27 protein-coding genes and 1 tRNA gene are annotated in these 25,087 nt (G+C 63.9%); 23 read left to right on the top strand and 5 right to left on the bottom strand.

Annotation, left to right across the window (positions count from 1 at the left end; translation table 11 throughout):
- The first annotated feature begins 6 nt into the window (after window positions 1–6).
- From GGR00_RS01090 to tgt, 5 genes are read left to right on the top strand one after another with little or no spacing between them, the layout of a single operon-like run.
- A complete protein-coding gene (locus GGR00_RS01090; protein ID WP_055976783.1) occupies window positions 7–522 on the top strand; it encodes a peptidylprolyl isomerase in 516 nt (171 codons plus the stop codon).
- Between the two features lie 6 nt (window positions 523–528).
- Window positions 529–978, top strand: a complete 450-nt coding sequence (locus GGR00_RS01085) for a DMT family transporter (RefSeq protein ID WP_055976780.1) — start codon at window positions 529–531, stop codon at window positions 976–978.
- A complete protein-coding gene (locus GGR00_RS01080) occupies window positions 978–1,565 on the top strand; it encodes a hypothetical protein (protein ID WP_184697269.1) in 588 nt (195 codons plus the stop codon). Before GGR00_RS01085 ends, GGR00_RS01080 begins: the two co-directional genes overlap by 1 nt.
- A 1-nt stretch (window position 1,566) precedes the next feature.
- On the top strand, window positions 1,567–2,643 hold the full coding sequence (gene queA / locus GGR00_RS01075; RefSeq protein ID WP_184697266.1) for a tRNA preQ1(34) S-adenosylmethionine ribosyltransferase-isomerase QueA: 1,077 nt from the start codon (window positions 1,567–1,569) through the stop codon (window positions 2,641–2,643).
- The gene (gene tgt / locus GGR00_RS01070; RefSeq protein ID WP_184697263.1) at window positions 2,640–3,779 is read left to right on the top strand and encodes a tRNA guanosine(34) transglycosylase Tgt; all 1,140 of its coding nucleotides are present in this window, start codon (window positions 2,640–2,642) and stop codon (window positions 3,777–3,779) included. The genes queA and tgt overlap by 4 nt, the downstream gene beginning before the upstream one ends.
- A 19-nt stretch (window positions 3,780–3,798) precedes the next feature.
- On the opposite strand, the gene GGR00_RS01065 is transcribed toward tgt, so the two are convergent.
- Entirely contained in the window at window positions 3,799–4,089 is a 291-nt protein-coding gene (locus GGR00_RS01065; protein ID WP_184697260.1) for a putative quinol monooxygenase, read from the bottom strand.
- Window positions 4,090–4,422: 333 nt separating this feature from the next.
- Between GGR00_RS01065 and GGR00_RS01060 the strand changes: the two genes are divergently transcribed.
- Complete coding sequence (locus tag GGR00_RS01060; RefSeq protein WP_184697257.1) at window positions 4,423–5,181, top strand: class I SAM-dependent methyltransferase; 759 nt, start codon at window positions 4,423–4,425, stop codon at window positions 5,179–5,181.
- An 88-nt stretch (window positions 5,182–5,269) separates the two neighbouring features.
- On the opposite strand, the gene GGR00_RS01055 is transcribed toward GGR00_RS01060, so the two are convergent.
- Window positions 5,270–5,683 carry a DUF4864 domain-containing protein gene (locus GGR00_RS01055; protein ID WP_184697254.1) on the bottom strand — a complete coding sequence of 138 codons (414 nt, stop codon included), beginning with the start codon at window positions 5,681–5,683 and terminating at the stop codon, window positions 5,270–5,272.
- 194 nt (window positions 5,684–5,877) lie between these two features.
- On the opposite strand from GGR00_RS01055, the gene GGR00_RS01050 reads away from it, so the two are divergent.
- From GGR00_RS01050 to GGR00_RS01015, 8 genes are all read left to right on the top strand, one after another.
- Entirely contained in the window at window positions 5,878–6,114 is a 237-nt protein-coding gene (locus GGR00_RS01050; RefSeq protein WP_055976758.1) for an Lrp/AsnC family transcriptional regulator, read from the top strand.
- A gap of 255 nt (window positions 6,115–6,369) precedes the next feature.
- Window positions 6,370–7,782, top strand: a complete 1,413-nt coding sequence (locus GGR00_RS01045) for a circularly permuted type 2 ATP-grasp protein (RefSeq protein ID WP_055976755.1) — start codon at window positions 6,370–6,372, stop codon at window positions 7,780–7,782.
- A gap of 46 nt (window positions 7,783–7,828) precedes the next feature.
- Window positions 7,829–8,200, top strand: coding sequence for a four helix bundle protein (locus tag GGR00_RS01040; protein ID WP_055976752.1), 372 nt, complete (start codon window positions 7,829–7,831; stop codon window positions 8,198–8,200).
- A 54-nt stretch (window positions 8,201–8,254) separates the two neighbouring features.
- Window positions 8,255–9,196: an alpha-E domain-containing protein gene (locus GGR00_RS01035; RefSeq protein WP_055976751.1), complete on the top strand. Its 942-nt coding sequence runs from the start codon at window positions 8,255–8,257 to the stop codon at window positions 9,194–9,196.
- Between the two features lie 12 nt (window positions 9,197–9,208).
- Window positions 9,209–10,003 carry a transglutaminase family protein gene (locus GGR00_RS01030; RefSeq protein ID WP_055976746.1) on the top strand — a complete coding sequence of 265 codons (795 nt, stop codon included), beginning with the start codon at window positions 9,209–9,211 and terminating at the stop codon, window positions 10,001–10,003.
- Window positions 10,004–10,029: 26 nt separating this feature from the next.
- Window positions 10,030–10,761, top strand: coding sequence for a proteasome-type protease (locus tag GGR00_RS01025; RefSeq protein ID WP_184697251.1), 732 nt, complete (start codon window positions 10,030–10,032; stop codon window positions 10,759–10,761).
- Between the two features lie 35 nt (window positions 10,762–10,796).
- Window positions 10,797–12,209, top strand: a complete 1,413-nt coding sequence (locus tag GGR00_RS01020; protein WP_184697247.1) for a pyridoxal phosphate-dependent decarboxylase family protein — start codon at window positions 10,797–10,799, stop codon at window positions 12,207–12,209.
- A 107-nt stretch (window positions 12,210–12,316) separates the two neighbouring features.
- Window positions 12,317–13,093: a DeoR/GlpR family DNA-binding transcription regulator gene (locus GGR00_RS01015; RefSeq protein WP_055976737.1), complete on the top strand. Its 777-nt coding sequence runs from the start codon at window positions 12,317–12,319 to the stop codon at window positions 13,091–13,093.
- A 31-nt stretch (window positions 13,094–13,124) separates the two neighbouring features.
- On the opposite strand, the gene GGR00_RS01010 is transcribed toward GGR00_RS01015, so the two are convergent.
- Window positions 13,125–13,640, bottom strand: a complete 516-nt coding sequence (locus GGR00_RS01010) for a BA14K family protein (protein ID WP_055976734.1) — start codon at window positions 13,638–13,640, stop codon at window positions 13,125–13,127.
- A 268-nt stretch (window positions 13,641–13,908) separates the two neighbouring features.
- Here GGR00_RS01010 and GGR00_RS01005 point away from each other — a divergent pair, with 268 nt between their 5' ends.
- The 3 genes from GGR00_RS01005 to GGR00_RS00995 all read left to right on the top strand — a co-directional run bounded on the left by GGR00_RS01005 (window position 13,909) and on the right by GGR00_RS00995 (window position 16,381).
- Window positions 13,909–15,060, top strand: a complete 1,152-nt coding sequence (locus GGR00_RS01005; protein WP_184697244.1) for a helix-turn-helix transcriptional regulator — start codon at window positions 13,909–13,911, stop codon at window positions 15,058–15,060.
- Window positions 15,061–15,124: 64 nt separating this feature from the next.
- Window positions 15,125–15,589, top strand: a complete 465-nt coding sequence (locus tag GGR00_RS01000; RefSeq protein ID WP_184697241.1) for a DUF995 domain-containing protein — start codon at window positions 15,125–15,127, stop codon at window positions 15,587–15,589.
- An 81-nt stretch (window positions 15,590–15,670) separates the two neighbouring features.
- Window positions 15,671–16,381, top strand: coding sequence for a DUF1194 domain-containing protein (locus tag GGR00_RS00995; protein WP_343065501.1), 711 nt, complete (start codon window positions 15,671–15,673; stop codon window positions 16,379–16,381).
- A 102-nt stretch (window positions 16,382–16,483) separates the two neighbouring features.
- On the opposite strand, the gene GGR00_RS00990 is transcribed toward GGR00_RS00995, so the two are convergent.
- Window positions 16,484–16,559 (bottom strand) — tRNA-Lys (locus GGR00_RS00990).
- A gap of 230 nt (window positions 16,560–16,789) precedes the next feature.
- On the opposite strand from GGR00_RS00990, the gene GGR00_RS00985 reads away from it, so the two are divergent.
- The 6 genes from GGR00_RS00985 (at window position 16,790) to GGR00_RS00960 (ending at window position 22,960) form a co-directional block, all read left to right on the top strand.
- The gene (locus tag GGR00_RS00985; protein ID WP_055976726.1) at window positions 16,790–17,128 is read left to right on the top strand and encodes a hypothetical protein; all 339 of its coding nucleotides are present in this window, start codon (window positions 16,790–16,792) and stop codon (window positions 17,126–17,128) included.
- Between the two features lie 118 nt (window positions 17,129–17,246).
- Window positions 17,247–17,993 carry a cytochrome c biogenesis CcdA family protein gene (locus GGR00_RS00980; RefSeq protein WP_055976721.1) on the top strand — a complete coding sequence of 249 codons (747 nt, stop codon included), beginning with the start codon at window positions 17,247–17,249 and terminating at the stop codon, window positions 17,991–17,993.
- A 99-nt stretch (window positions 17,994–18,092) separates the two neighbouring features.
- The gene (gene glmU / locus GGR00_RS00975; RefSeq protein WP_184697238.1) at window positions 18,093–19,460 is read left to right on the top strand and encodes a bifunctional UDP-N-acetylglucosamine diphosphorylase/glucosamine-1-phosphate N-acetyltransferase GlmU; all 1,368 of its coding nucleotides are present in this window, start codon (window positions 18,093–18,095) and stop codon (window positions 19,458–19,460) included.
- Between the two features lie 145 nt (window positions 19,461–19,605).
- A complete protein-coding gene (gene glmS, locus GGR00_RS00970) occupies window positions 19,606–21,429 on the top strand; it encodes a glutamine--fructose-6-phosphate transaminase (isomerizing) (protein ID WP_184697235.1) in 1,824 nt (607 codons plus the stop codon).
- A 96-nt stretch (window positions 21,430–21,525) separates the two neighbouring features.
- A complete protein-coding gene (locus GGR00_RS00965; protein WP_184697233.1) occupies window positions 21,526–22,104 on the top strand; it encodes a DUF2272 domain-containing protein in 579 nt (192 codons plus the stop codon).
- Between the two features lie 100 nt (window positions 22,105–22,204).
- Complete coding sequence (locus tag GGR00_RS00960) at window positions 22,205–22,960, top strand: DUF502 domain-containing protein (protein ID WP_184697230.1); 756 nt, start codon at window positions 22,205–22,207, stop codon at window positions 22,958–22,960.
- Here GGR00_RS00960 and recG read toward each other — a convergent pair.
- Complete coding sequence (recG, locus tag GGR00_RS00955) at window positions 22,912–25,020, bottom strand: ATP-dependent DNA helicase RecG (protein ID WP_184697227.1); 2,109 nt, start codon at window positions 25,018–25,020, stop codon at window positions 22,912–22,914. The two genes, GGR00_RS00960 and recG, sit on opposite strands and share 49 nt — an antisense overlap.
- Window positions 25,021–25,087: the final 67 nt, after the last annotated feature.

The raw sequence follows: 25,087 nt of genomic DNA, 5'->3' as shown, positions 1-25,087 counted from the left end.
TTCACCATGGCCGAGATCAAGGATCGCGAAAACGCGCTGATCATGGAAACCACCAAGGGCAACGTGGTCATCGAACTGTTCCCTGACCTTGCTCCCGGCCATGTCGGCCGGATCAAGGAACTGGCGCGCGAAGGCGCCTATGACGGCGTCGTGTTCCACCGCGTCATCGACGGCTTCATGGCCCAGACCGGCGACGTCAAGTTCGGCAAGTCGGGCGGCAAGGACTTCAATCCCGGCCGCGCCGGCATGGGCGGCTCGGACAAGCCGGACCTGAAGGCCGAGTTCTCCAACATGAACCACGGCCGCGGCACCTGCTCGATGGCGCGTTCGCAGAACCCGAACTCGGCCAATTCGCAGTTCTTCATCTGCTTCGAGGACGCCGGCTTCCTCAACCGCCAGTACACGGTGTGGGGCCAGGTCATCGAAGGCATGGACAATGTCGACAAGATCAAGCGCGGCGAGCCGGTGCAGGATCCCGACAAGATCGTGTCGCTGAAGGTTGCCGCGGACGTCGCGGAATAACAGGCAATGGCTGGCGTTCTCTGGTCGCTTCTCGGCGTTCTGGCGGGCGCCTTCGTTGCCATTCAGGCACCTGTGAATGCGCAGCTGGCGCGCGGGCTGGGAATGCCCGTGGCGGCGGCTGCCATTTCGTTCCTGGTCGGAGCGATCGTGCTGGGCGCGATCGCGCTCCTCGTGGCGCGCGCCGAGGGCGTGGCCGTGGACTGGCGCGCTCCGGCACCCTGGCTGTTCATCGCCGGTGGCTGCCTCGGGGCGTTCTACGTCACCAGTTCGGTGCTGCTGGTCCCCAGGATCGGCACGGCGGCGCTGATGGCTTTCCTTGTCGCCGGCCAGCTGCTTGCCGGCATGCTGGTCGACCGGGCCGGCTATCTCGGCGTCGCGGTCCGCGAAATCTCCATGGGCCGCATCGTCGGCGCCATGCTGCTGCTCGCCGGGGCAATGATGATCCGTATCTACTGATGTCGGAGGATTGGCGGACCGCAATCGAACAAGCGTTCGAATGCGAAGCGCTAATTCTTGATGAAATTCAAGTTCTTATCCTGAGGTTCAATCAACGCCGCGCTTACGCGCTTGCTGATCATTTGAACTCGGAATTTCGTGGCCTAGCCTTTGCTTCTGCAGCCTGCGTTTCATTGCATGAAACGATTCTGGCGCGGGTAGATAGAAGGCAACCGTCGGATCAAGAACGTCGACTTAGCTACCCGTTCTACACCGACGCACTGATGGCGGCCTACAACATCCGAAAATTCCTGGGCTGCTTGGAGATGAAAGCGGTGGTTGGGGCTAAAACCAGTGATCGGATGATCGAGGCTTTCGACCAGCATCTTCCGGCGACTGTTGCTGCGGCGGATGCCATCAGACACAACCATGACCGTGCGTTCGGACGCGTGAGAGATGTGGTTATGTCAGAACGGGGGCAGTTGGTTGCGGTGTGGGGGGCGGCAATCAAACTGACGGACCACCAGCTCAATGACTTTTGGTATGAATTTCAGCCAACGTCAGTTAGGGCAATGATCAACTCACTGACGACGACAATGGCTGACTAACTTGCGTGTAGATCTTTTCGATTTCGAGCTGCCCGAAGAGCGGATTGCGCTGCGCCCGGCCGAACCGCGCGATTCCGCGCGCATGCTGGTCGTTCGCCCAAGCGAGGAATTCGCCGATCTCAGGGTTGGCGAGCTGCCGTCGCTGCTCGAGCCGGGCGATGTGCTGGTGCTCAACGACACGCGCGTCATCCCGGCGCAGCTGAAGGGCCGCAGGGTGCGCGGCGAGGCGGTGGCGCATGTCGATGCGACGCTGCACATGCGCACCGCCCCCGACCGCTGGCTCGCCTTCATGCGCCCGGGCAAGCGGGTCGCCGTCGGCGACCGCATCCAGTTCGGCCACGATGCCGAGACCTGCATGCTGGGCCAGCTTGACGCTACGGTGATCGAGAAGGGCGAGGCGGGCGAGGCGCTGCTGGCGTTCGACGTGTCGGGCCCGGCGCTGGATGAGGCGCTGCATGCGGTCGGCCACATTCCGTTGCCGCCCTACATCGCCTCCAAGCGCGCCGACGACGAGCGCGACCGGCGCGACTACCAGACGGTCTATGCCCGGGAGGAGGGCGCGGTTGCGGCCCCCACCGCGGGGCTGCACTTCACGCCGGAGCTGTTTGCGGCACTCGCGGCCAAGGGCATCGAACAGCAATTCGTGACGCTGCATGTCGGTGCCGGCACCTTCCTGCCGGTGAAGGCCGACGACACGGCCGAGCACAAGATGCACTCCGAGATCGGCCATGTATCGGGCGAGACCGCAGCCGCGCTGAATGCCGCAAGGGCGCGCGGTAGCCGCATCGTTGCAGTCGGCACCACTTCGCTTAGGCTGATGGAAAGTGCGGCGCGCGCGGACGGCACGATCGCCGCATGGTCCGGGCCGACCGACATCTTCATCACGCCCGGCTACCGCTTCAAGTTCGTCGACGCGCTGATGACCAATTTCCACCTGCCGCGCTCGACTTTGTTCATGCTGGTTTCGGCCTTTTGCGGGCTCGACAGGATGCAGGGCGTCTACGCGCATGCGATCGCGGACGGCTACCGCTTCTATTCCTATGGCGACGCCAGCCTGCTGTTCAGGGACGACCGATGAGTTCAGAGTTCACCTTCAAGCTGCTTGCGACCGACGGCAAGGCGCGCCGCGGCGAGATCACCATGCCGCGCGGCACGATCCGCACGCCGGCCTTCATGCCGGTCGGCACCGGCGGCACGGTCAAGGCGATGTACATGGACCAGGTGCGCGGCGTCGGCGCCGACATCATCCTGGGCAATACCTATCATCTGATGCTCAGGCCCGGTGCCGAGCGCGTGGCCAGGCTCGGCGGCCTGCACGATTTCGCCCGCTGGCCGCATCCGATCCTGACCGATTCCGGCGGTTTCCAGGTGATGTCGCTGTCGAAGCTGCGCAAGCTCAGCGAGAAGGGCGTGACCTTCCGCTCGCATATCGACGGTGCGCCCTACGAGATGTCGCCGGAGCGCTCGATCGAGATCCAGGGCCTGCTCGATTCCGACATCCAGATGCAGCTCGACGAATGCACGGCGCTGCCGTCGACGCCGAAGGAAATCCAGCGCGCCATGGAACTGTCGCTGCGCTGGGCCGAGCGCTGCAAGACGGCGTTCGGCGACCAGCCGGGCAAGGCGATGTTCGGCATCGTGCAGGGTGGCGACATTCCCGACATGCGGGTGCGCTCGGCGCAGGCGTTGAAGGCGCTCGACCTCAAGGGCTACGCGGTGGGCGGACTTGCCGTCGGCGAGCCGCAGGAAGTGATGCTCGACATGCTCGACATCACCTGTCCGGAGCTGCCGCAGGACAAGCCGCGCTACCTGATGGGCGTGGGAACGCCCGACGACATCGTCAAGTCGGTGGCGCGCGGCATCGACATGTTCGACTGCGTGATGCCGACCCGCGCCGGCCGCCATGGCCTCGCCTATACCCGCCGTGGCAAGGTCAACTTGCGCAACGCCCGGCACGCCGACGACCCGCGCCCGCTGGACGAGGAAAGCGATTGCCCGGCCGCGCGCGACTACAGCCGCGCCTATCTGCATCACCTCATCAAGTCGGGCGAGTCGCTCGGCGCGATGCTGCTGACCTGGAACAACCTGTCCTACTACCAGCAGCTGATGAGCGAGATCCGCGCCTCTATCGAAGCCGGTCGCTTCGCCGACCGCACCGCCGAGATCAGCGAGGGCTGGGCGCGGGGCGACCTGCCGGTGCACCCGGCACGGTGACGGCAGCCGCCACGCCGCGTCAGGCGGCGAACGGCTCCATCAGGATGAAGGTCGGCTCCTGGCGCTGATGCCGGTTGATCAGGGGCACCAGGCGGACAAAGTGCTCGGACCGGCAATGAGCGTCCAGCGCCGCACGATCGGGCCATTCCTCGACGAAGACGAAATGTCCGGGGTCCTTCTGGTCGATGAAGAGGTCGTAGGCGATGCACAGCTCCTCCTGCCGGGTTTTCTCCACCAGCTCGGCATAGAGCGGCATGACGGCGTCGATGAATTCCGCCTTGATGAAGTCCTGGGCGATGACCTTGAGCATGGCTGCAGCCTGATCCGATTCTGTTGGTGCAGCGCCCGGTTTCCATCGTTCGTCCGCAGCCGGCAAGGCGCGCCCGCAGGTCTGCTGACAATGGTACCCAGCCTGTGGCCGCTGAACCTTCGGCGGACGGAAATCGCCGCGCCGTTTTTTGCCGGCGCGAGCCGTCAGACGCCGTAGGTACGCGGCGTGACCTCGGTGCCACAGGCCCGGGGCAAAGCTCCCAACGGGAAGAATTGGAGACTGGACGCGTCGAGCCAGTCCGTCCTATGGCGCTCTGATGCCTGACCTTGGGAAGGTCGCGGTGACTCTCAAAGATCAGCCAGGTACCTGCGCATGAACAACAGATACGGTACGCTTGCCTCCTGGGTCTACAATCTCGACAAGCCGGTCGGTCGTTCTTTCGGTGACGTTGAGTATTATCTCGAACGTCTTGCCGGTTCGGGGCCGGTGCTGGAGCCAGCCGTCGGCAATGGCCGGTTCTTCGTGCCGATGCTCGAGGCTGGTTTCGATATCTGGGGCTTCGATCCCTCCGAGGAAATGCTCGACTATTGCCGCGCGGCTTGCGCGGAGCGCTCGCTCGATGTCGCGCGTGTGAGCCGCGGGACCTTCGAGGATTTCTCGCATGAACGACGTTTTGCCGCGATCGTCGTGCCGCTGGGGTCGTTCCAGCTGATTACCGACATGGCAGCGGCAAGGTCTGCCCTGCGGCGGTTTTTCGAGCATCTCGAACCCGAGGGCAGGCTGATGATCGACCTCGACGCGATCGAAGGTTTCTTGGGCGAGGGCGGCCGGGTGCGCAGTTGGACAACCGGCGACGGCGACCTGCTGACGCTGACGGACACGCGTGCCTCCACCGACTACGTCGCGCAGACGACGGTGACGCATCTGCGCTACGAGCTGTGGAAGGGCACCAAGCTCGCCGACACGGAGATGGAGCTGTTCAGCCTGCGCTGGTGGGGTGTCGAGGAGTTCGCCATGGCGCTGCGCGAGGCGGGTTTCACCGATGTCGTTGCCTCGGCCGACTATCGCTACGGACAAGCGCCGACCAAGGGCTGCGGCACGATCAGCTTCGAGGCGCGCCGGCCGAAATGATGCGGATGCGGCGCCGGCAAATCGGCGCTGTTGCATTCGATGGCCGGTTCTCTCCGGTCCAGAGGCCGCCAAGGTGTAGCTGCTTGAGTCAGGTGCTCAGCGAGTTCGCCGCGCGAAGGCTGACGCCGGTGATGCGCCAGATGCCGTCGGGCTGCAGTTCAAGCGTGTAGACGGCCTCGTAGTCCTTGCCGTCGGGCCCGACGATGAGCACTTGCTGGGCGATGGCGCTCGGACTCATTTCCCGGGATTTGCCGAAATCGAAGCTCTGCGGCCTGTGGACCGGCTTGTAGCCACCCGTCACCATGCCCATGAAGGCATCGAGGGTAGGGAAGATGCGCTTCACGTTCGGGGCGGCGTAGCCGTAGGCCGTGGCATTGTCGCCGGCGCGGAAGGCCTGGAGCTGGCCCGAAATGCTGCCCTGTGCCGCCTTGACCTCGGCATCGCCGGCAAGCGCGGGAATGGCGCAGAGCCAAGCGGCGAAGACGATGGCGGCATGGCGCATGGTGGCCTCTCCCGTTCGGTGGCGGCATTGGCCAGCGCCACGATGACATTGTATCATACGCAGGCGCGCCCTATGCGGTTTCAGACAGCCGGCCAGAGATTTTGCAGAGATAGGACGCCCAGGCACCGGCTTGAAAGCGCAGGCCCGTTCTGCGACAAGACCGGCAACGATGGCAGGCCGAAACGGACGGTGCGATGAAGACCTTTTTCGTGCAGATCAAATGCGAACTCGGCAAGGCCTACGAGGTGGCGAGCGCGCTCGCCGACGCCGAGATCGCCTCGGAGGTCTATTCGACGGCCGGCAACTACGACCTGCTGGTGAAGTTCTATGTCGATGACGAGGAAGACATCGGCCACTTCGTCAACGAGCGGGTCCATGCCATCGGCAACATCAAGGACACGTTCACGACGGTGACCTTCCGCGCGTTCTGAGCGCTCGCACAGCGGCCCGCAAATCGGAATCGATTTCCGCAAGCCACGATGCGCAAACTGAATCGCGAGAGCGTTCTTTGTGCGTCCGATTGGGCGCACGGCGCACAAGCGGGCAGGGATGCGCCCAAATTCCCTGCATCTTGCCAAAATGATGGGCAATCTCCCGAATATGAAGCCGGCTGCGCCTGAAACCGGCGATTGCGCTTGATTTTCTCCCCCGAGGTCATTTCACTGATCGCAGAGGGGAGTTTGCCATTGGTCGCCTTCGACGAAATGCTCCCGGCAGAAGCCGGTTTGCGAAGACCCTACGAAGCCTATGACGGCTGGCTGAAAAACCAGGACCCTGCAAGACTGACCGAGAAGATGCGCGATGCCGAGCGGGTGTTCCGCAAGACCGGCATCACCTTCGCCGTCTATGGCGAGCAGGAAGCCTCCGAGCGGCTGATCCCGTTCGACATCGTGCCGCGGATCATTTCAGGCAATGAGTGGCGCAGGCTGACGCAGGGCATCGAACAGCGCGTCCAGGCGCTCAACGCCTTCCTCGACGACATCTACCACCGCCAGGAGATCCTGCGCGCAGGCCGTGTGCCGCGCGAACTGATCGCCACCAACGAAGCCTTCCTGCCGGAGATGATCGGGGTCAGGCCGCCGGCCGGCGTCTACACCCACATCATCGGCGTCGACATCGTGCGCATCTCCGAGAACGAGTTCTACGTGCTCGAGGACAATGCGCGCACGCCGTCGGGGGTCTCCTACATGCTGGAGAACCGCGAGACGATGCTGCAGCTCTTTCCCGAGCTGTTCCAGCGCATCAAGGTGCACCCGGTCGAGAACTATCCGCAGTTGCTCAGGCAGTCGCTGGCCGCGGTGCGGCCCAACGGGGTGAGCGGCGCGCCGACGATCGCCGTGCTGACGCCGGGCAGCTTCAACTCGGCCTATTTCGAGCACGCTTTCCTGGCAGACCAGATGGGCGTGCAGCTTGTCGAGGGGCAGGATCTGCGCGTCGTCGACGGGCGCGTGGCGATGCGCACGACCGAGGGCTACAAGCAGATCGACGTGCTTTATCGCCGGGTCGACGACGCCTATCTCGATCCGCTGACCTTCAAGCCGGATTCGGCGCTCGGCGTGCCGGGCATCATGGACGTCTATCGTGCCGGCAACATCACCATTGCCAATGCGCCGGGCACCGGCATCGCCGACGACAAGGCGATCTATTCCTACATGCCCGAGATCATCGAGTTCTACACCGGCCGCAAGCCGATCCTCGGCAACATCCCCACCTGGCGCTGCTCGGAGCCAGACAGCCTGAAATACGTCCAGGAGCATCTTGCCGAACTGGTGGTCAAGGAAGTGCACGGCTCCGGCGGCTACGGCATGCTGGTCGGCCCGGCCGCGAGCAAGAAGGAACGCGAGGACTTTTCCAAGAAGCTCGCGGCCAGGCCGTCGAACTACATCGCCCAGCCGACGCTGTCGCTGTCGACCTGCCCGATCCTGACCGAAAAAGGGCTGGCGCCGCGCCATGTCGACCTCAGGCCGTTCGTGCTGGTGTCGGACCGGATCCGCATCGTGCCGGGCGGTTTGACGCGGGTTGCGCTGAAGGAGGGATCGCTGGTTGTGAACTCCTCTCAAGGCGGGGGAACGAAGGATACGTGGGTGCTGGATGATTGAGGAAGCGAATAGCGAATAGCGAATAGGGAGTAGCGAATAGGGGGAAATGCTGGCGACGATCAACTCGTACAAGGATCTGCTTGTTTGGAGAGCGTCGGTTGAGCTGGCGGTGGATTGCTATTCTGCCACCAAGGCGTTTCCGACCAGCGAAGCTTACGGGATGACCTCGCAAATCAGGCGATCCGCTACCTCGATTGCAGCGAATATTGCGGAAGGACATGGTCGAGAGAGCACAGGATCGTTCGTCCAGTTTCTTAGGGTGGCCCAAGGCTCGCTCAAAGAGTTGGAAACACATCTGATCTTGAGCGGCCGAGTTGGATTGATGCGCGAAGTCGAGGCTACGAAGTTGCTCGAACAAACTGACGAAATAGGCAGGATGGTGCGTTCCATGATCAGGAGCCTGCAGCAAAAATCATGATGAACGCTCACTATTCGCTATTCGCCATTCCCTATTCGCTCAGGTCACTCTGACATGCTCCTCGGACGCACCGCCAACGGCCTCTACTGGATGAACCGCTATATCGAGCGGACCGAGAACATGGCGCGGCTGATCGATGCCGGGTTGCGCATAGCGCTGACCCGCAGCCAGGACGCGTCGGAGGAGTGGAAGTCGGTGCTGCTGTCGGCGGGAGCAGCTACGTCGTTCGCCGCCAAGCACAGCGACTATACGGCGGAGAACGTCGCCGACTTCCTGTTACGCGACATGTCGAACCCGTCGAGTGCTGTGGCGGCGATCGAGACGGCGCGCAACAATGCCCGCATGGTGCGCACGGCGCTGACGCGCGAAACCTGGGAGAGCATCAACGAAGCCTGGATGTCGCTGAAGCGCATGCTGGCGCAGCCTATCGACCAGCGCGAATTGCCCGGCGTGCTCGACGCCATCAAGCGCGAAACCGCGCTGATCCGCGGATCGTTCTACGGCACGATGCTGCGCAACGAGATCTTCGATTTCGCCCAGCTCGGCACCTATGTCGAGCGCGCCGACAACACGGCGCGCATCCTCGACGTCAAATATTACGTTCTGCTGCCATCGGTTTCGTGGGTGGGCTCGTCGCTCGACAACTACCAGTGGGAATCGATCCTGCGTTCGGTGGCGGCGCACCGGTCGTACCGCTGGGTCTATGAAGCGGAATACAAGCCGACCAACATCGCCGAATACCTGATCCTCAACGTGCGCATGCCGCGCTCACTGACTTTCAGCTATCGTTTCCTGGCCGAGCATCTGAAATTTCTCGGCGAGGATTATGGCGCGCGCCACCCGGCGCAGGACATAGCAGAACGGATTTATGCCAGGCTGCGCGGCACCGAGATCAAGGACATCTTCGAAACCGGCCTGCACGAATTCCTGGCCGATTTCATCACCGACAACAACCGGCTGGGCGACCAGGTTGCCCAGGATTTCGGCTTCTACTGAGCGGACACGCCAATGCGGCTCAAGGTCACCCACCGCACGGAATACAACTACGACGAGCCGATCCGCTATGGCTTGCAGCGGTTGCGGCTGTGGCCGGTCAGCGGGCCGGCGCAGACCGTGCTGACCTGGTCGGTGCGCGTCGAGGGCGCGCGCGAGGAGGTGCGGTTCCTCGACCAGTTCGGCAACGACACACGGCTGCTCAGCATCGACGGCGAACCGCATACGATCCGTGTCGTCGCCGAAGGCGAGGTCGACACCAACGATGTGGCAGGCGTGTCCGGGCCGCACCGCGGTTTTGCGCCGCTGTGGCTTTTCCAGCATGAGACGCCGCTAACGGCGCCGGGCGCGTCGATCCGCCAGCTTGCCGCCGGCATGGGCGAGGGCGGCGACCTGGAGCGGCTGCACCGGCTGATGGCCGAGATCCAGATGCGTATCGCCTATGTGCCGGGCACGACCGACACGCAGACCACCGGCGAGCAGGCGCTGAACAAGGGTACCGGCGTCTGCCAGGACCATGCGCATGTGTTTGCCGCCTGCGCCCGGCTCGCCGGTTTCCCGGCGCGCTATGTCAGCGGCTACCTGATGATGAACGACACCGTCGAGCAGGTGGCGAGCCATGCCTGGGCGGAGGCCTTCGTCGACGGGCTCGGCTGGGTCGGCTTCGATGCCGCCAACGGTATTTCGCCCGACGAGCGTTATGTGCGCGTCGCGGTGGGGCGGGACTATCGCGAGGCGATGCCGATTTCGGGCATCCTGATCGGCCAGGCGCAGGAACGGCTTGCAGTCCACATCACTGTAGAGCAGTAATCCGGCGTGCAAGCGGACCGGAATCGATGACTTATTGCGTTGGCCTGAAGATTGATCGCGGACTGGTGTTCATGTCGGACACGCGCACTAATGCGGGCGTCGACAGCATATCGACCTTCCGCAAGATGCGTATCTGGGAGCAGCCGGGCGAGCGTGTGGTCGTGCTGATGTCTGCCGGCAACCTGGCCACCACACAAGCCGTGGTCAGCCTGCTCGACGAGCGGACCAAGGCGGTGGCCGATCGCGCCCCGACGCTGCTCGAAGCGCCGTCGATGTTCCAGATCGCGCGGCTGGTCGGCGACACGGTCAAGGAGGTGATCGCCCAGTCGGCACCTGCCGGGCAGACGGCGGATTCGGCGTTCAACGCCTCGTTCATCCTCGGCGGCCAGATCAAGGGCAGCGAACCCAGGCTGTTCATGATCTATCCGGAAGGCAACTTCATCGAATGCAGCGACGACACGCCGTTCTTCCAGATCGGCGAGACCAAATACGGCAAGCCGATCATCGTGCGCGCCTACGACCGCAAGATGAGCTTTGCCGAGACGGTGAAGCTCCTGATGGTGTCGTTCGATTCGACGCTCAAATCCAATCTCTCGGTCGGCTTGCCGCTCGATCTCGCCTTCTATGAAAAGGACAGCCTCAAGATCGGCCTGAAAAGGCGGATCGGCGCCGACGATCCCTACTACAGGAGCGTTTCCGAAGGCTGGTCGGATGCGCTGAAGGCGGCGTTCCAGAGCCTGCCCGATTTCATCGAATAGCCGGCAAGGACTGCCATTGCCATCGGAGGACGACCATGGAGAGCAACGAGTTTCGTCATTGGTCGGTGAAGGCGGCGGAGTGGGGCGTGGATTATCGCGCCGGCTTGCGCGATCGCCCGGTGCGGCCGGATGTCGAGCCGGGCAGCATCTTCGGGGCGGTGGCGGTCAGTCCGCCCGAGCAAGCCGAACCGATGGAGGCCATCTTCGCCGATTTCGAGGCGACCATCGTTCCCGGCATGACGCATTGGCAGCATCCGCGTTTCTTCGCCTATTTTCCGGCCAACGCCGCGCCCGTTTCGGTGGTGGCGGAATATCTGGTCAGCGCCATGGCAGCGCAATGCATGCTGTGGCAGACCTCGCCGGCGGCGACCGAACTGGAGACCCGCGTGGTCGACTGGATGCGCCAGGCGCTTGGCCTGCCCGAAGGTTTCGCCGGGGTGATCCAGGATGCCGCGTCGCAGGCAACGCTTGGCGCCGTGCTGACGATGCGCGAACGGGCGCTCGCCTGGCAGGGTAACAAGGCAGGGCTTTCCGGCCAGCCGAGGTTGCGCATCTACAGCTCCGACCAGGTGCATACCTCGATCGATCGCGCCATCTGGGTTTCGGGCATTGGCGAGGACAACCTAGTGCGCATTCCGACCGCCGGCCGCAACCGCGGCATGGCGGCGGAAGCGCTCGAACGGGCGATTGCCGAGGACCGCGCCGCGGGCATGCTGCCGGCGGGGATCATCGCCTGCGTCGGCGGCACCAGTGTCGGCGCCACCGACGATATCGCAGCGGTCGCCAGGATTGCCGAGCGTGAGGGTCTCTACCTCCATGTCGATGCGGCCTGGGCCGGTTCGGCGATGATCTGTCCCGAGTTCCGCCATTTCTGGGCGGGCGTCGAAGGCGCCGATTCGATCGTCTTCAACCCGCACAAATGGCTCGGCGCGCAGTTCGACTGCTCGATCCAGTTCATCCGCGACCCCGAAAGCCTGGTCAGGACGCTGGCCATACGGCCGGACTATCTCAAGACGCACGGCCATGACGGCATCATCAACTATTCCGAATGGTCGGTGCCGCTCGGCCGCCGTTTCCGGGCGCTGAAACTGTGGTTCCTGCTGCGTGCGCATGGGCTGGAAGGCCTGCGGACGATGATCCGCAACCATGTCGCCTGGAGCGAAAAGCTGGCCGAACGGCTGCGGCGCGAGCCCGGTTTCGAGATCAGCAGCGAGCCGATGCTGTCGCTGTTCTCGTTCCGCCACATTCCAGCCGGTGCAGCCGATCTCGACCAGCACAATCTCGATCTTGTCGAGCGCATCAATCGCGACGGCCGTATCTACCTGACCCAGACGCGCCTCGACGGACGCGCGGTCATCCGCTTCCAGGCCGGGCAGTTCGAGGCACTTGAGGCCGATGTCGACTGCGCATTCGAGGTGATCACCGAGATTGCCCGCGCAAGCATCTGAATACGTCATCGACCGGCGCGGGCGCTTCGCTTCTGCTTTCAAAGCGCCTTTTCACTGCTTTCGTTTTCCCCTATCCTTCGTCAAAACGAACTGAGGGGAATGCCGAAATGTATCTTTCGCCGCGCCAGTCGGAAATCATCCAGCTTGCCAAGGACAATGGCCGCGTGCTGGTCGACGATCTCGCGGCCCATTTCCAGGTCACGCCGCAGACCATCCGAAAGGATCTGAACGACCTCTGCGACCAGCGCCTGTTGAGCCGTATCCATGGCGGGGCGCTGTTTCCCTCGGGTATCGAAAACCTGGAATACGAGGCGCGGCGCAAGATCGCGGCCGACGAAAAGGACGCGATCGGCCAGGCGGCGGCGCGCATCATTCCCGACAACGCCTCGCTGTTCGTCAACATCGGCACCACCACCGAAGCCGTGGGCAAGGCCCTGCTCGACCACAAGGGCCTGATGGTAATCACCAACAACATCAACGTTGCCAACAGGATGCGCGTATATCCCGACATGGAGGTGGTGATCGCGGGCGGGGTGGTACGCGGTTCGGACGGCGGTATCGTCGGCGAAGCCGCGGTCGATTTCATCCGCCAGTTCAAGGTCGACTACGCAGTCATCGGCGCTTCGGCGATCGACCATGACGGCGCGCTGCTGGACTTCGATTTCCGCGAGGTGAAGGTGGCGCAGGCCATCATCGCCAATGCCCGTCATGTCATCCTGGTCTCCGACCGGACGAAGTTCGAGCGCACGGCGCCGGTGCGCATTGCGCACCTGTCGCAGATGGACACGTTCATCACCGACCATTGCGACATTCCGAGCATTCGCAAGATCTGCGCGGAATCCGACGTCCAGCTCGTCGAAACGAAAAAACCCGCGCCCTTGTGAGCGCGGGTTCCATTCGCGTGAAACGCCTCGATCAGTAAGGCGAATAGCACTGCTGGCGTGGCCCGTTGTAGGGCTGGAACGTGTTGTCCGAAGCGCGATAGGAGCGATAGCGGTCGTAGCACCACTGGACGTGCGCGTTGCCGTAGCGGCTCGGCTGGACGTAGCGGGGTCGCGGCTGGTTGGCGATGGCGCCACCGATGATCGCTCCGGCGATGAAGGCACCGGCCGGGAACCAGAAGTCGTTGTGGCGACGATAGCCCGGCCTGTAGTCGCGGTAGCCGCGATGGCCGTTGAAATAGACGACATCGCCACGGTCCCTGTAGAAACCGCGACGCGGCGTACGGAAGTGGCTGCCGCTGTCGCTGCGTTCGACGCGCATGGCGCGACGCTTCTTCCAGTAGTTGTCGTACTGGACCTGCTGGATGGCGGTGTCGGCCAGCGGCGCCTTGGGATAGTAGGCGGGAGCGGCGGCAACCGGCATCGCCGAGGCGATCGCAAATGACGCGGCAATGGCCGTCGCCATCAAGCCTGACATAACTTTCTTCATGATGGTCTCCTCGTAGGTGGCGTCCGCTTGTAGGGGTAAACGGCGCCAACGGGCAAATGTTCCTCGGCAGACACCTGGCGGCCAGCAGCGCCCGGTGCCGCGCATCATCTGGAAATAGTGACCGTTTGCAGGTGATTTGCCGCTACAGCAGGCCAATATCGGCACGGAATCATGCTTGCCGGCTGCAATCGCACTGTAGTGGGGAGGCTGCCTATGCTACCTTGGCTTTGCGGCTTGAGGAGGCTCGGAGAGCGAGAGGGGGTCCGGCATGATGCTGGACAACCGCATCGAACGCGACATCGACGCCTGCTACGAAGCAGTGTTCGACCCCACGAGGTGGACCGACACGCTGCACGGCCTCGCGCGCTCGCTGAACGCTGCCTGCATGATGTTCTACCCCGGCAATCCGGACGCAAGCAGCAACGATCCGCGCAACCCTGCCCGTGAATTCGGGGCGATGCCGAGTTCCCGCGACTATGGCGACTTGCTTTGCGAGTACGTCAAAAACCACTGGTATCTCGGTCATTACCGGGCCGAGCGCGGCATGCCGCTGCTGCGCGCCGGCCGCACCGTCGTCACCGAGCATGACCTGGCCACCGACGAGGAACGTCGCCGGCTTCGCCACTACAACGAACTCTACATGGCGTTCGGCTTCCCGGGCTTCGCCATGGTGGGCCTCAAGGTGCATGGCGGCCTGTGGGCGGTGCCGATGCTGCGTGCCAAGGGGCAGGGCCACTTCACGACCGAGGATTCGAAGGCCCTTGCCCGGATCGCCCCGCATTTTCGCCGGATGATATCGCTGTCGGAAACCATGGCGCTGGCGCAGGGGCGAACCGCGCTGGCGACCATGGACGCACTGTCTTGCGCAGCGTTCCTGCTGGACAGCGTCGGCAACGTTCTCAGCCACAACAGCATCGCCGAGCGGATTCTCGGTGACGGCTTGCATCTTTCCGGGCGCCGGCTGAGGGCGGCCGACCATGCGAGCGAACTGGAACTGCGCAAGCTGGTGCACCAGGCGATCACCAATCGCCGTCCTTCGAGCCTTGATGCAAGCCATGCCGTGGCCATCAGGCGCGATACGCGGCGGCCGTTGCTGGTCGAGGCATTGCCGACGGCGGGGATCATTGGCGATGTGTTCCAGTCGACCAGCGCCATCGTCATCGTCAAGAATTTCGAGGATCGCCCGCGCACGACTTCGGATCAGCTGCGCGGCGCATTCAGCCTGACGCCGGCAGAGACGCGGGTCGCGGTGCTGCTGGCAACCGGCGCCGGGCCGGGAGCGATCGCCGACAGTCTCCATCTTTCCAAGGAGACTGTGCGTGCGCACATGAAGATGATCTTCGCCAAGACCGGAACGCACCGGCAGGGCGAGCTGGTGGCATTGACAGCCAACATGGCCGGTACCTCGCCTATGACGTAACCCATTCGGGTGTTTCAGATGCCGCTGCGGTGGTCGATCCTTGGGGCCTTCACAGGAGGTTGCCATGAGCAGGACCATCATCGGACTGTCTGCCTTCGTGGTTGCGCTGATGCCTCTCGTCGGCTGGGCGGAGGAACTGCCCAAGGACGCGGTCCCGCTGACCGCTTCGGAGGTGCGCCAACTCTATTCGGGCAAGTCGGCCAATTGGAGCAGGGCCCGTGCCTATTTCGCTCCGGACAGCACCTTTCTCATGCATGGCAAGGACAAGAGCTGGTTTGGAGAGGGCAAATGGACCGTCAACGGCAACGAGGTATGCGGCAAGCTCAGGCGGACATCGGTCAAGGACGGAACCTCCAATACTGGTGGGGATTGCTGGGCCTGGTATCGGGTCGGCAAGAAATACATGACATTCTGGAGCGGCGAAAAAGACAAGAAATACGGATATTATGACACCGAGCTCAAGAAAATGAGTTCCGGGGACAAGGTCTCGAGGACCGTTACCGAACTGAAAAAGAAATCTGGAAGCTGACGCGCAACCGACACATCAACCAGGATCGCCTCTCGGGCCAGGCCGGTCCGAGGGGCCATTCCATGCGTAGGAGTGGAGCTTGTGGGCGCATTGCTTGCCAGACTGACTGCGGTTCTCGCCGCCTCGGCGTGTCCTGCCCATGCCACCAATGTCGATACGGCCATCGTCTTCGCCGTCGATGTGTCGGCATCGATCGATGCCGCGACGGCGGACATGCAACGCCAGGGCCACGCAGAGGCGCTCGTCGCGCCGGAGGTGATCGCGGCCATTGCAAGAGGTGGTTCCCTGGGATGCATCGCCATTACCTATTTCGAATGGGCCGGGCCGGGCCACGTCCGCACCGTCCTGCCGTGGACGGCGATCTGCAGCCACGGCGACGCTCAGGCTGCGGCCACGATCATCCGTCGCGACGGTGACAGCGGCCGCGGCTGCATCAGGAACTGCAGCACCTCGATTTCATTCGCCATCGACCTAAGCGGCATTCTTTTCGAGCGCTATCCCGGGCATGCCGAGAGGAAGGTCATCGACATTTCCGCCAACGGCACCAACAACGATGGCCTACCGGTCGCTTTCAGCCGATTGCGGGCGCTCCGGAACGGCTACACCATCAATGCCATCGCCATGCCCGCCCATACGCGTGGCGTGGCCGAGGACCTCACCGACTATTTTGCGAAGAATGTCATCGGCGGGCCCGGCGCCTTCGTGGTCAGCCCCGCTTCCGTCGGCGACTACGCCGACGCGCTTCGGCGCAAGCTGGTGGTGGAGATCAGCAGCCTTGCGGTGGCCGAATGATTGACGCGTTGAGGTGGGGAGGGATGGCCTCCGTCGATCGTAAGGGCGCGGCGACGGCCAGCGTGGCTACGTGCGAAACACCAATATGTCTGGGTCGGAAGTTGGTGAGCGCGCAGGGATTCGAACCCTGGACCTACTGATTAAAAGTCAGTTGCTCTACCGGCTGAGCTACGCGCTCCCGAAGGCCGCGTGGCGACCCGGAAATTGCGGCGGAACATAGGGAGAGTGCCGGGGCGGGTCAACCGGAAAAACAGCGCTGCAAACAGCCTGTCAAATGTGCCGCCCGGGACAGGCGCCGGCGGTCGGCCCGGCGGGGGAATATTACCCGGCGATGATGTTGCTGGCGGCATATGCCGCTGCTAGACCGTGGCGCCCAATACCGGGCACGCATCTATATGGAAATACATAATGCATACCGTTTTGAAACTCGTCTTTGCGTCAGTCCTGGCAGTGTCGGCCCTTCCTGCCGCGGCACAGGCGGAGGACCTCGTTTTCACGCTCAAGAATGGCACGTCGTCGGTCCTGACGAATTTCTATGCCTCGCCGGTGGGCGTCGACCAGTGGGAAGACGACATTTTCGGCCGTGACACGCTGGCGCCCGGCGAGTCGATGCAGATCACCATCGCCGACGGCCGCCGCACCTGCGAATATGACATGCGCTTCGAGTTCGAGGAAAGCTCGGATCTCGACACCACCGAAGACAAGCAGAATCTCTGCGAACTCGGCGAATACACCATCCACGAGTAATCGACGGTCGGCGCCGGGGCGGCTTCGGCACGCCCCGGCGCAGCCACGGAATGGTGATTGGTGCGGAGCACATGGGCCCGCTATATGCGGCGCCGGAAGATCCGCGGAGCAGCATGGCATGGTACTGGACATCGGTTATCTCAGCGCATTGGGGGCAGGCGCCCTGTCGTTCCTGTCGCCCTGCGTCCTGCCGCTGGTGCCGCCCTACCTCTGCTACATGGCCGGCGTTTCGGTCGACGATTTCAAGGCCGACGGCGGCGTCGCCACGGTTTCGAGGGCGCGCGGCGCCTTGATGGCGGCTTCAGGTTCCTTCGTGCTCGGCTTCACCACAGTGTTCGTGGCGCTCGGCGCGGGTGCCTCGACCATCGGCCAGCTGCTGCGCACCTGGCAGGAGCCGCTGGCCATGGCCGCCGGCGTGCTGATCATCCTGATGGGCCTCAACTTCCTCGGCTTGCTGCGCATTCCCATGCTGTCGCGCGAGGCGCGCTTCCAGTCGCAGGGCAAGCCGGCAAGCCATCTGGCCGCCTATCTCATGGGCCTCGCCTTCGCCTTTGGCTGGACGCCCTGCATCGGGCCGGTGCTGGGGCCGATCCTGACCCTGGCCGGCGGCCGCGAGACAGTGGGCGAGGGCGCATTGCTGCTCGCCGTCTATTCGCTCGGGCTCGGCATTCCGTTTCTGATCGCAGCGATGTTCTCCGGCGCCTTCATGCGCTTCCTTTCCAAGTTCCGCGTCCATCTCGGCAAGGTCGAGAAGGTGATCGGCGGTTTGCTGGTCGTGGCCGGCGTGCTGTTTTTGACCGGCGGCATCCAGACGGCATCCTACTGGCTGCTGGAACGCTTTCCGGTGCTCGGCCAACTCGGCTGATCCTTCAAAACGTCGAAATCGGTGTGCATTGGAGGCGATTGCCAGCAATGCTAGAAAGGTGGCCGATTCCAGCCGCCTTCTTCCAATCCGGACGACGCCATGACCTCGAGAACCTGCCTGTCGATCATCCTTGCCGCCGGCGAGGGTACCCGGATGAAGAGCACCATGCCCAAGGTGCTGCACCAGATCGCCGGCCTGGCGATGGTGGCGCATGTGGCGCGCACCGCCGAGGCCGCCGGCGCTGACGGCGTGGCGCTGGTTGTCGGCCATGGCGGCGATCAGGTGAAGGCGGCGGCGGAACGGTTTGCGCCCGGCGCCAAGGTTTTCGTCCAGACCGAACGCCTGGGCACCGCGCATGCTGTGCTGGCGGCGCGGCAGGCGATCGCGAGCGGCCATGACGATTTGCTGGTGATGTTCGGCGACACGCCGCTGGTCGAAGCCGAATCGCTTGCGCTGGCGCGGCAGAAGCTTGCCGACGGGGCCGCGGTCGTGGTCATCGGTTTCCGGCCGCCGAACGCGGCAGGCTATGGCCGCCTGATCGAGAAGGACGGCAGGCTGGTCGCCATCCGCGAGGACAAGGACTGCACAGACGAGGAGCGCAAGATCGGCTTCTGCAATGCGGGCCTGATGGCGGTTGCCGGCAAGCACGCGCTCGACCTGCTCGACAAGGTGGGCAATGCCAACGCCAAGGGCGAGTACTACCTCACCGACATCGTCGAGATTGCCGACCGGGCAGGGCTGGCCGTCATTGCCACCGAAGCAAGCTTTGAGAGCGTGCTCGGCATCAACAACCGCGCCGAACTGGCCGAGGCCGAGGCGATCTGGCAGAAGCGGCAGCGCCGGCAGGCGATGCTGGAGGGGGCGACGCTGATTGCACCCGAAACCGTCCATTTTTCGCATGATACCGAGATCGGCGCGGATGTGCTGGTCGAGCCGAACGTCTGGTTCGGACCGGGCGTGAAGATCGCCGACGGGGCCACCATCCACGCCTTCAGCCACCTTGAGGGCACCAATGTCGGCCCGCGCGCCGAGGTCGGGCCGTTCGCACGGCTGCGGCCGGGCGCCGACCTGCATGAAAAGGCCAAGGTCGGCAATTTCTGCGAGGTCAAGAAGGCGACGGTGGAGAAGGGCGCCAAGGTCAACCACCTGACCTATATCGGCGATGCGCGGGTCGGCGCGGGCGCCAATATCGGCGCGGGTACGATCACCTGCAACTATGACGGCTATTCCAAGTTCTTCACCGACATCGGCGCCGGTGCCTTCATCGGCTCGAACTCGTCGCTGGTCGCCCCGATCGTCATCGGTGACGGCGCCTATGTCGCCTCGGGCAGCGTGATTACCGAGGAAATCCCCGCAGATGCGCTGGCCTTCGGCCGCGCACGCCAGAAGACGCTGCCGGGCAAGGGCAAGGAATTGCGCGAGCGGTTTGCTTCGGCGGCGGCGGCGAAGAAGGCGGGCGCGAAGTAACCGCATTTCAATTCTGCCGTGCGACGATGGCATGTCCTGAAGGGCCGAATGGCTGATACGTTGCGACACGGAATGTGACTTCCGCTTGGCTGTCGTGCTGCCTAAAAGGCCGACAGGGTTTTGAGGGATTGGACGGGGCAAGATCATGTGCGGAATCGTTGGTATCGTCGGCCAGACGCCGGTTGCGCCGCTGATCGTCGATGCGCTGAAGCGCCTCGAATATCGCGGCTATGACTCGGCCGGTGTTGCCACCATCGAGAATGGCGAACTGGCGCGCCGCCGCGCCGAGGGCAAGCTGGTCAATCTCGAGCGCCGGCTGAAGGCCGAACCGCTGGACGGCAATATCGGCATCGGCCACACCCGCTGGGCCACTCATGGCGTGCCCAACGAGACCAATGCGCACCCGCATTTCTCGAACGGCGTGGCGATCGTGCACAACGGCATCATCGAAAACTTTGCCGAGCTGCGCCAGGAGCTTACGGCCGACGGCTACGCATTCACCTCGCAGACCGACACCGAGGTGGTGGCGCATCTGATCGCGCGCGAACTGGCGCGCGGCGTGGCACCCGTGGAGGCGGCCCACGCCTCGCTCAAGCGCCTGCACGGCGCCTTTGCGCTGGCCATCATGTTCCAGGGCGACGAAGACCTGATCGTCGGTGCCCGCAATGGCCCGCCGCTGGCCGTCGGCCATGGCGAGGGCGAGATGTTCCTGGGCTCGGACGCGATCGCGCTGGCGCCCTTCACCAATTCGGTGACCTATCTCGAGGACGGCGACTGGGCCGTGGTACGCCGCAGCGCGTTCCAGATCTACGACATGGACGGCACTCCGGTGGAGCGCCAGCGGCGGCAGTCGGTCGGCACCAGCTATCTCGTCGACAAGGGCAACCACAGGCACTTCATGGAGAAGGAAATCCATGAGCAGCCGGAGGTGATCTCGCACACGCTGGCGCATTATCTCGACTTCACCCAGGGCACCTCGAAGCCGCTCGACCTGCCGTTCAGCTTTGCCGACATCGACCGCATTGCTGTTTCGGCCTGCGGCACCGCCTATCTGGCGGGTCTGGTCGGCAAATACTGGTTCGAGCGCCATGCGCGGCTGCCGGTCGACATCGATGTCGCCTCGGAGTTCCGCTATCGCGAGATGCCGATCTCGAAGAAGAGTGCCGCGTTCTTCGTGTCGCAGTCGGGCGAGACCGCCGACACGCTGGCCTCGCTGCGCTACTGCCGCAAGGCGGGGGTGCCGATCGGCGCCATCGTCAATGTCCGCGAATCGACGATCGCGCGCGAATCCGACGTGACGATGCCGACACTTGCCGGGCCGGAGATCGGCGTCGCTTCGACCAAGGCCTTTACCTGCCAGCTGTCGGTGCTGGCGGCTCTGACCATACGCGCCGCCTCGCAGCGCGGCACGATCACCGCGGATGAAGAAAAGGCGCTGGTGCGCAGTCTTTCGGAGACGCCGCGCTATGCCGCCCAGGTTCTCAAGCTCGACAAGCAGATCGAGAAGGTGGCGCGCGAGCTGTCGTCGTACAAGCACGTGCTCTATCTCGGCCGCGACACCAACTTCCCGCTCGCCATGGAAGGTGCGCTGAAGCTCAAGGAAATCTCCTACATCCATGCCGAAGGGTATGCCGCAGGCGAGCTCAAGCACGGCCCGATCGCGCTGATCGACGAGAACATGCCGGTCATCGTGATCGCCCCGCATGACCGCATCTTCGAAAAGACTGTGTCGAACATGCAGGAAGTGGCGGCGCGCGGCGGCAAGATCATCCTGATCACCGACAAGAAGGGCGCGGCGCAGGCGACGGTGAACACGCTGGAAACCATCGTCCTGCCCGACGTGCCGGAGTTCATCGCGCCGATCATCTATGCGCTGCCGATCCAGATGCTGGCCTATTTCACCGCCGTGTTCATGGGCACAGATGTCGACCAACCGCGCAACCTGGCCAAGTCGGTGACGGTGGAGTAATCTCCCATTGGTTGTGAGATTTATTTGGTACATCTCACGGTTGCATATCGGTTGGCTTGGAGTATAGTTCCCCCAGGATCGTTTTTGGGGGTACGCATGGCTACGTCCTTCGAAAGGAGGCTTGCCTCGCTGGCAGAGGCGGAATTCGACCAGTTCCACGGCTTCCACGAGACAACGTCCAAGATGGCTGCGAGGATCAAGGGGTACTGGACGAGCCTGGGGCTGCATTTTCCTGGCGTCGGGACGCCCTGGTCGGCCGTGTTCGTCTCGTCCTTCGTCAAGCGGGCAGGCGCATCGGCGTCGGAATTCAAGTTCTCGCCGAGGCATTCCGAATTCGTCCATCGGGCCATCGCCAACATGAAGAGCGGCACCGGGGTGTTCCATGGGCATCCGGTATCGGCATATGCACCGCATATCGGCGACATCATCCAGAACAACCGCAACGGCAACACGTTCGACTTCAACTTCGCGGCGGGCAACATGGCCTACGAATCCCATTCGGCCATAGTGGTCGAGGAGGGGACGGACGGAAACGGCCGCTACGTCAGGACCGTTGGCGGCAATGAAGCCGACACGGTTGGCGAGCGGGTCGTTCGCCTGACGTCGAGCGGCCTGATCAGGCAACCTGCAGCCGATCCGAGCCGGTTCATCTGCGTCATCGAGACGTTGAAATAGAGGCCGTGCCGGCGGAACCAAAGCGCCCCGTTATATCGGTTGTCGAGAGACTGGCTTGATGCTCTAAGGTGAGTGCAGCGCACAATGCATCGAGCTGCCCATGTCGGATGCCCACAAGACCTCGGCCATGACCCGATTGAGGAACTACTTCCTCACCGGCTTCGTCGTTTGCGCGCCGCTGGTGCTGACGATCTACATCGTCTGGTCGTTTGTCGGCTGGGTCGATTCCTGGGTGAAGCCGTACATTCCCGGGCGGTACAATCCGGACAACTATCTTTCGATCCAGTTGCCGGGCTTCGGCCTGATCGTCGCCCTGGTGCTGATCACGCTGATCGGATTCCTGACCGCCAATTTCATCGGCCGCGCCATCGTAACGTTCGGCGAGCGGCTGCTGAACCGCATGCCGCTGGTGCGCGGGCTCTACAAGGCGCTGAAGCAATTGTTCGAGACCGCACTTTCCGACAAGAACGAGATGTTCCGCACCGTCGGCATGGTCGAATATCCGCGCAAGGGCGTGTGGTCGATCGTCTTTATCGCCGCCGAAAAGCGCAGCGAGATCAACGAGAAGCTGGACCAGGAAGGCGATCCGCTGATGGCGGTCTTCATGCCGTGTACGCCGAACCCGACGACGGGGTTCCTCATGTACGTACCCCGGTCGGAGGTCGTGCTGCTCGACATGAGCATCGAGGACGGTGCCAAGCTGATCGTTTCGGCGGGGCTGGTGACGCCGGAGACGAAGGGCAGGATCACGGCGAACGGCGTGCCGATCGAAGGACCGATGGGCAACCCGCCTGTCGGGACGTTGCCTCAGCCGGCCCTCAGCAGCCCGACCGCCTCGTCGCGCCCGAACAAATAGAGCAGCAGCCGAAGCGCCTCGCCGCGAGGCGACACCAGTTCGGGGTCGCGGGCGAGGATCAGCCGGGCGTCGTCGCGGGCAATTTCGAGAAGATCGGCATGCGCCTCGATGCGCGCGACCTGGAAGCCTGGCGTGCCCGACTGGCGGGTGCCCAAGAGCTCGCCTTCGCCACGCAGCTTGAGGTCTTCCTCGGCGATGAGGAAGCCGTCCTCGGTGTCGCGCATGACCGACAGGCGGCGCTTGGCGGTTTCGCCGAGCGGATCCTTGTAGAGCAGCACGCAGGATGACGGCTTCGAGCCGCGGCCGACGCGACCGCGCAACTGGTGCAACTGGGCTAGGCCGAAGCGCTCGGCATGCTCGATGACGATGATGGTGGCGTCGGGCACGTCGACGCCGACCTCGATGACGGTGGTGGCGATCAGCACGCGCGTTTCGCCTTCCTTGAAGGCGCGCATCGCCTCGTCCTTCTCGGCGCCCTTCATGCGGCCGTGGACGAGGCCGATGCGGTCGCCGAAGACCGGCTGCAGCGAGGCAAAGCGATCCTCCGCCGACATCAGCTTGATCTCCTCGGATTCCTCGACCAGCGGGCAGATCCAGTAGACCTTCTGGCCCTCGGCGACGGCGTCGCGCATGCGGCCGACGAGTTCGTCGAGGCGTTCGAGCGGCATAGTGACCGTCTTGATCGGCTGGCGCCCGGCAGGTTTTTCGGTCAGGCGCGAGACATCCATGTCGCCGAAAGCGGTCAGCACCAACGTGCGCGGGATGGGGGTGGCGGTCATCACCAGCATGTCGGGCGCCTGGCCCTTGGCGTTCATCGCCAGGCGCTGGTGCACGCCGAAACGGTGCTGCTCGTCGATGACGGCGAGCGCCATGTCGCGGAACACGACGGTCTCCTGGAACAGCGCGTGGGTGCCGATGACGATGTCGATGTCGCCGCTTTCGAGGCCGGCGAGGATGTGGCTGCGTTCGCGGCCCTTTTCGCGACCGGTGAGCACGGCAACTGTCATGCCGACGCGCTCCGCCAGCGGAGCGATGGTGGCGAGGTGCTGTCGCGCCAGGATTTCGGTCGGCGCCATCAGCGCCGCCTGGCCGCCGGCCTCGACGGCGCGGGCCATGGCAAGCAGCGCGACCACCGTCTTGCCGGAACCGACATCGCCCTGGAGCAGGCGCAACATGCGTTCGGGCTTGGCCAGGTCCTCGTTGATCTCGACAAGCGCCTGTTCCTGCGAGCCGGTCAGCGCGTATGGCAGGGCCTTGCGCAGCGCCTCGACGAGGCGGCCGTCGCCGGTGAGCGGCCGGCCATGCAGCTTGCGCACCCGGGCGCGGACAAGCGCCAGCGACACCTGCCCAGCGAGGAATTCGTCATAGGCGAGCCGGCGCCAGGCGGCGTTTTCGGGCGAGGCGTCGATCGGATCGGCGGGGTTGTGGACGCGATGGAGCGCTGCTGCGAAGGACGGAAAGCTGTGCTTGCGCATCACGTCCGCATCCAGCCATTCCGGGAAAGCAGGCAGCCGCTCCAGCGACTGGCCGATGGCGCGGCGCAGCACCTTGGCCGACAGCCCGGCGGTCAGCGGATAGACCGGCTCGACCAGCGGCAGCTTGGCGGCCTCGCTGGCAAGCGCGATGTGGTCGGGATGGACCATCGAGGGTCGGCCGTTGAACCACTCCATGCGGCCCGAAACGATGACCATCTCGCCCTCGGGCATCGCCTTTTCGAGATAAGCGGCATGGGCGTGGAAGAAAGTGAGAGCGATCTCGCCGGTGTCGTCATGGGCAAAGACGCGGTAGGGCGCCGAGCGATTGCCGCGCGGCGCAGGGTGGTGGCGGTCGATGCGCACCTCCAGCGTGACGATGGCGCCTTCGGCGGCGAGCGCGATGCCAGGCCGGTTGCGCCGGTCGATGATGCTGTTGGGCAGCACGAACAGCAGGTCACCGGTGCGGGCGGAACGGTCGCCGAGATCAGCCGGCACGACCTTCTCGATCAGCACGGCAACCTTGGGCCCGATGCCGGCAAGCGAGGTGATGGGCGAGAACAGGGGGTCGAGCAGTGATGGGCGCATGATGTCAGCTTATGCGCTGGAGTTGTCCGGGCAAAGGCTGACAGGGACGGCTATCCACGCTATATGC

This window comes from Aminobacter aganoensis (assembly GCF_014206975.1).
In the GTDB taxonomy this organism is placed as follows: Bacteria; Pseudomonadota; Alphaproteobacteria; order Rhizobiales; family Rhizobiaceae; genus Aminobacter; species Aminobacter aganoensis.
This window is presented reverse-complemented; position numbering and strand designations above follow the sequence as displayed.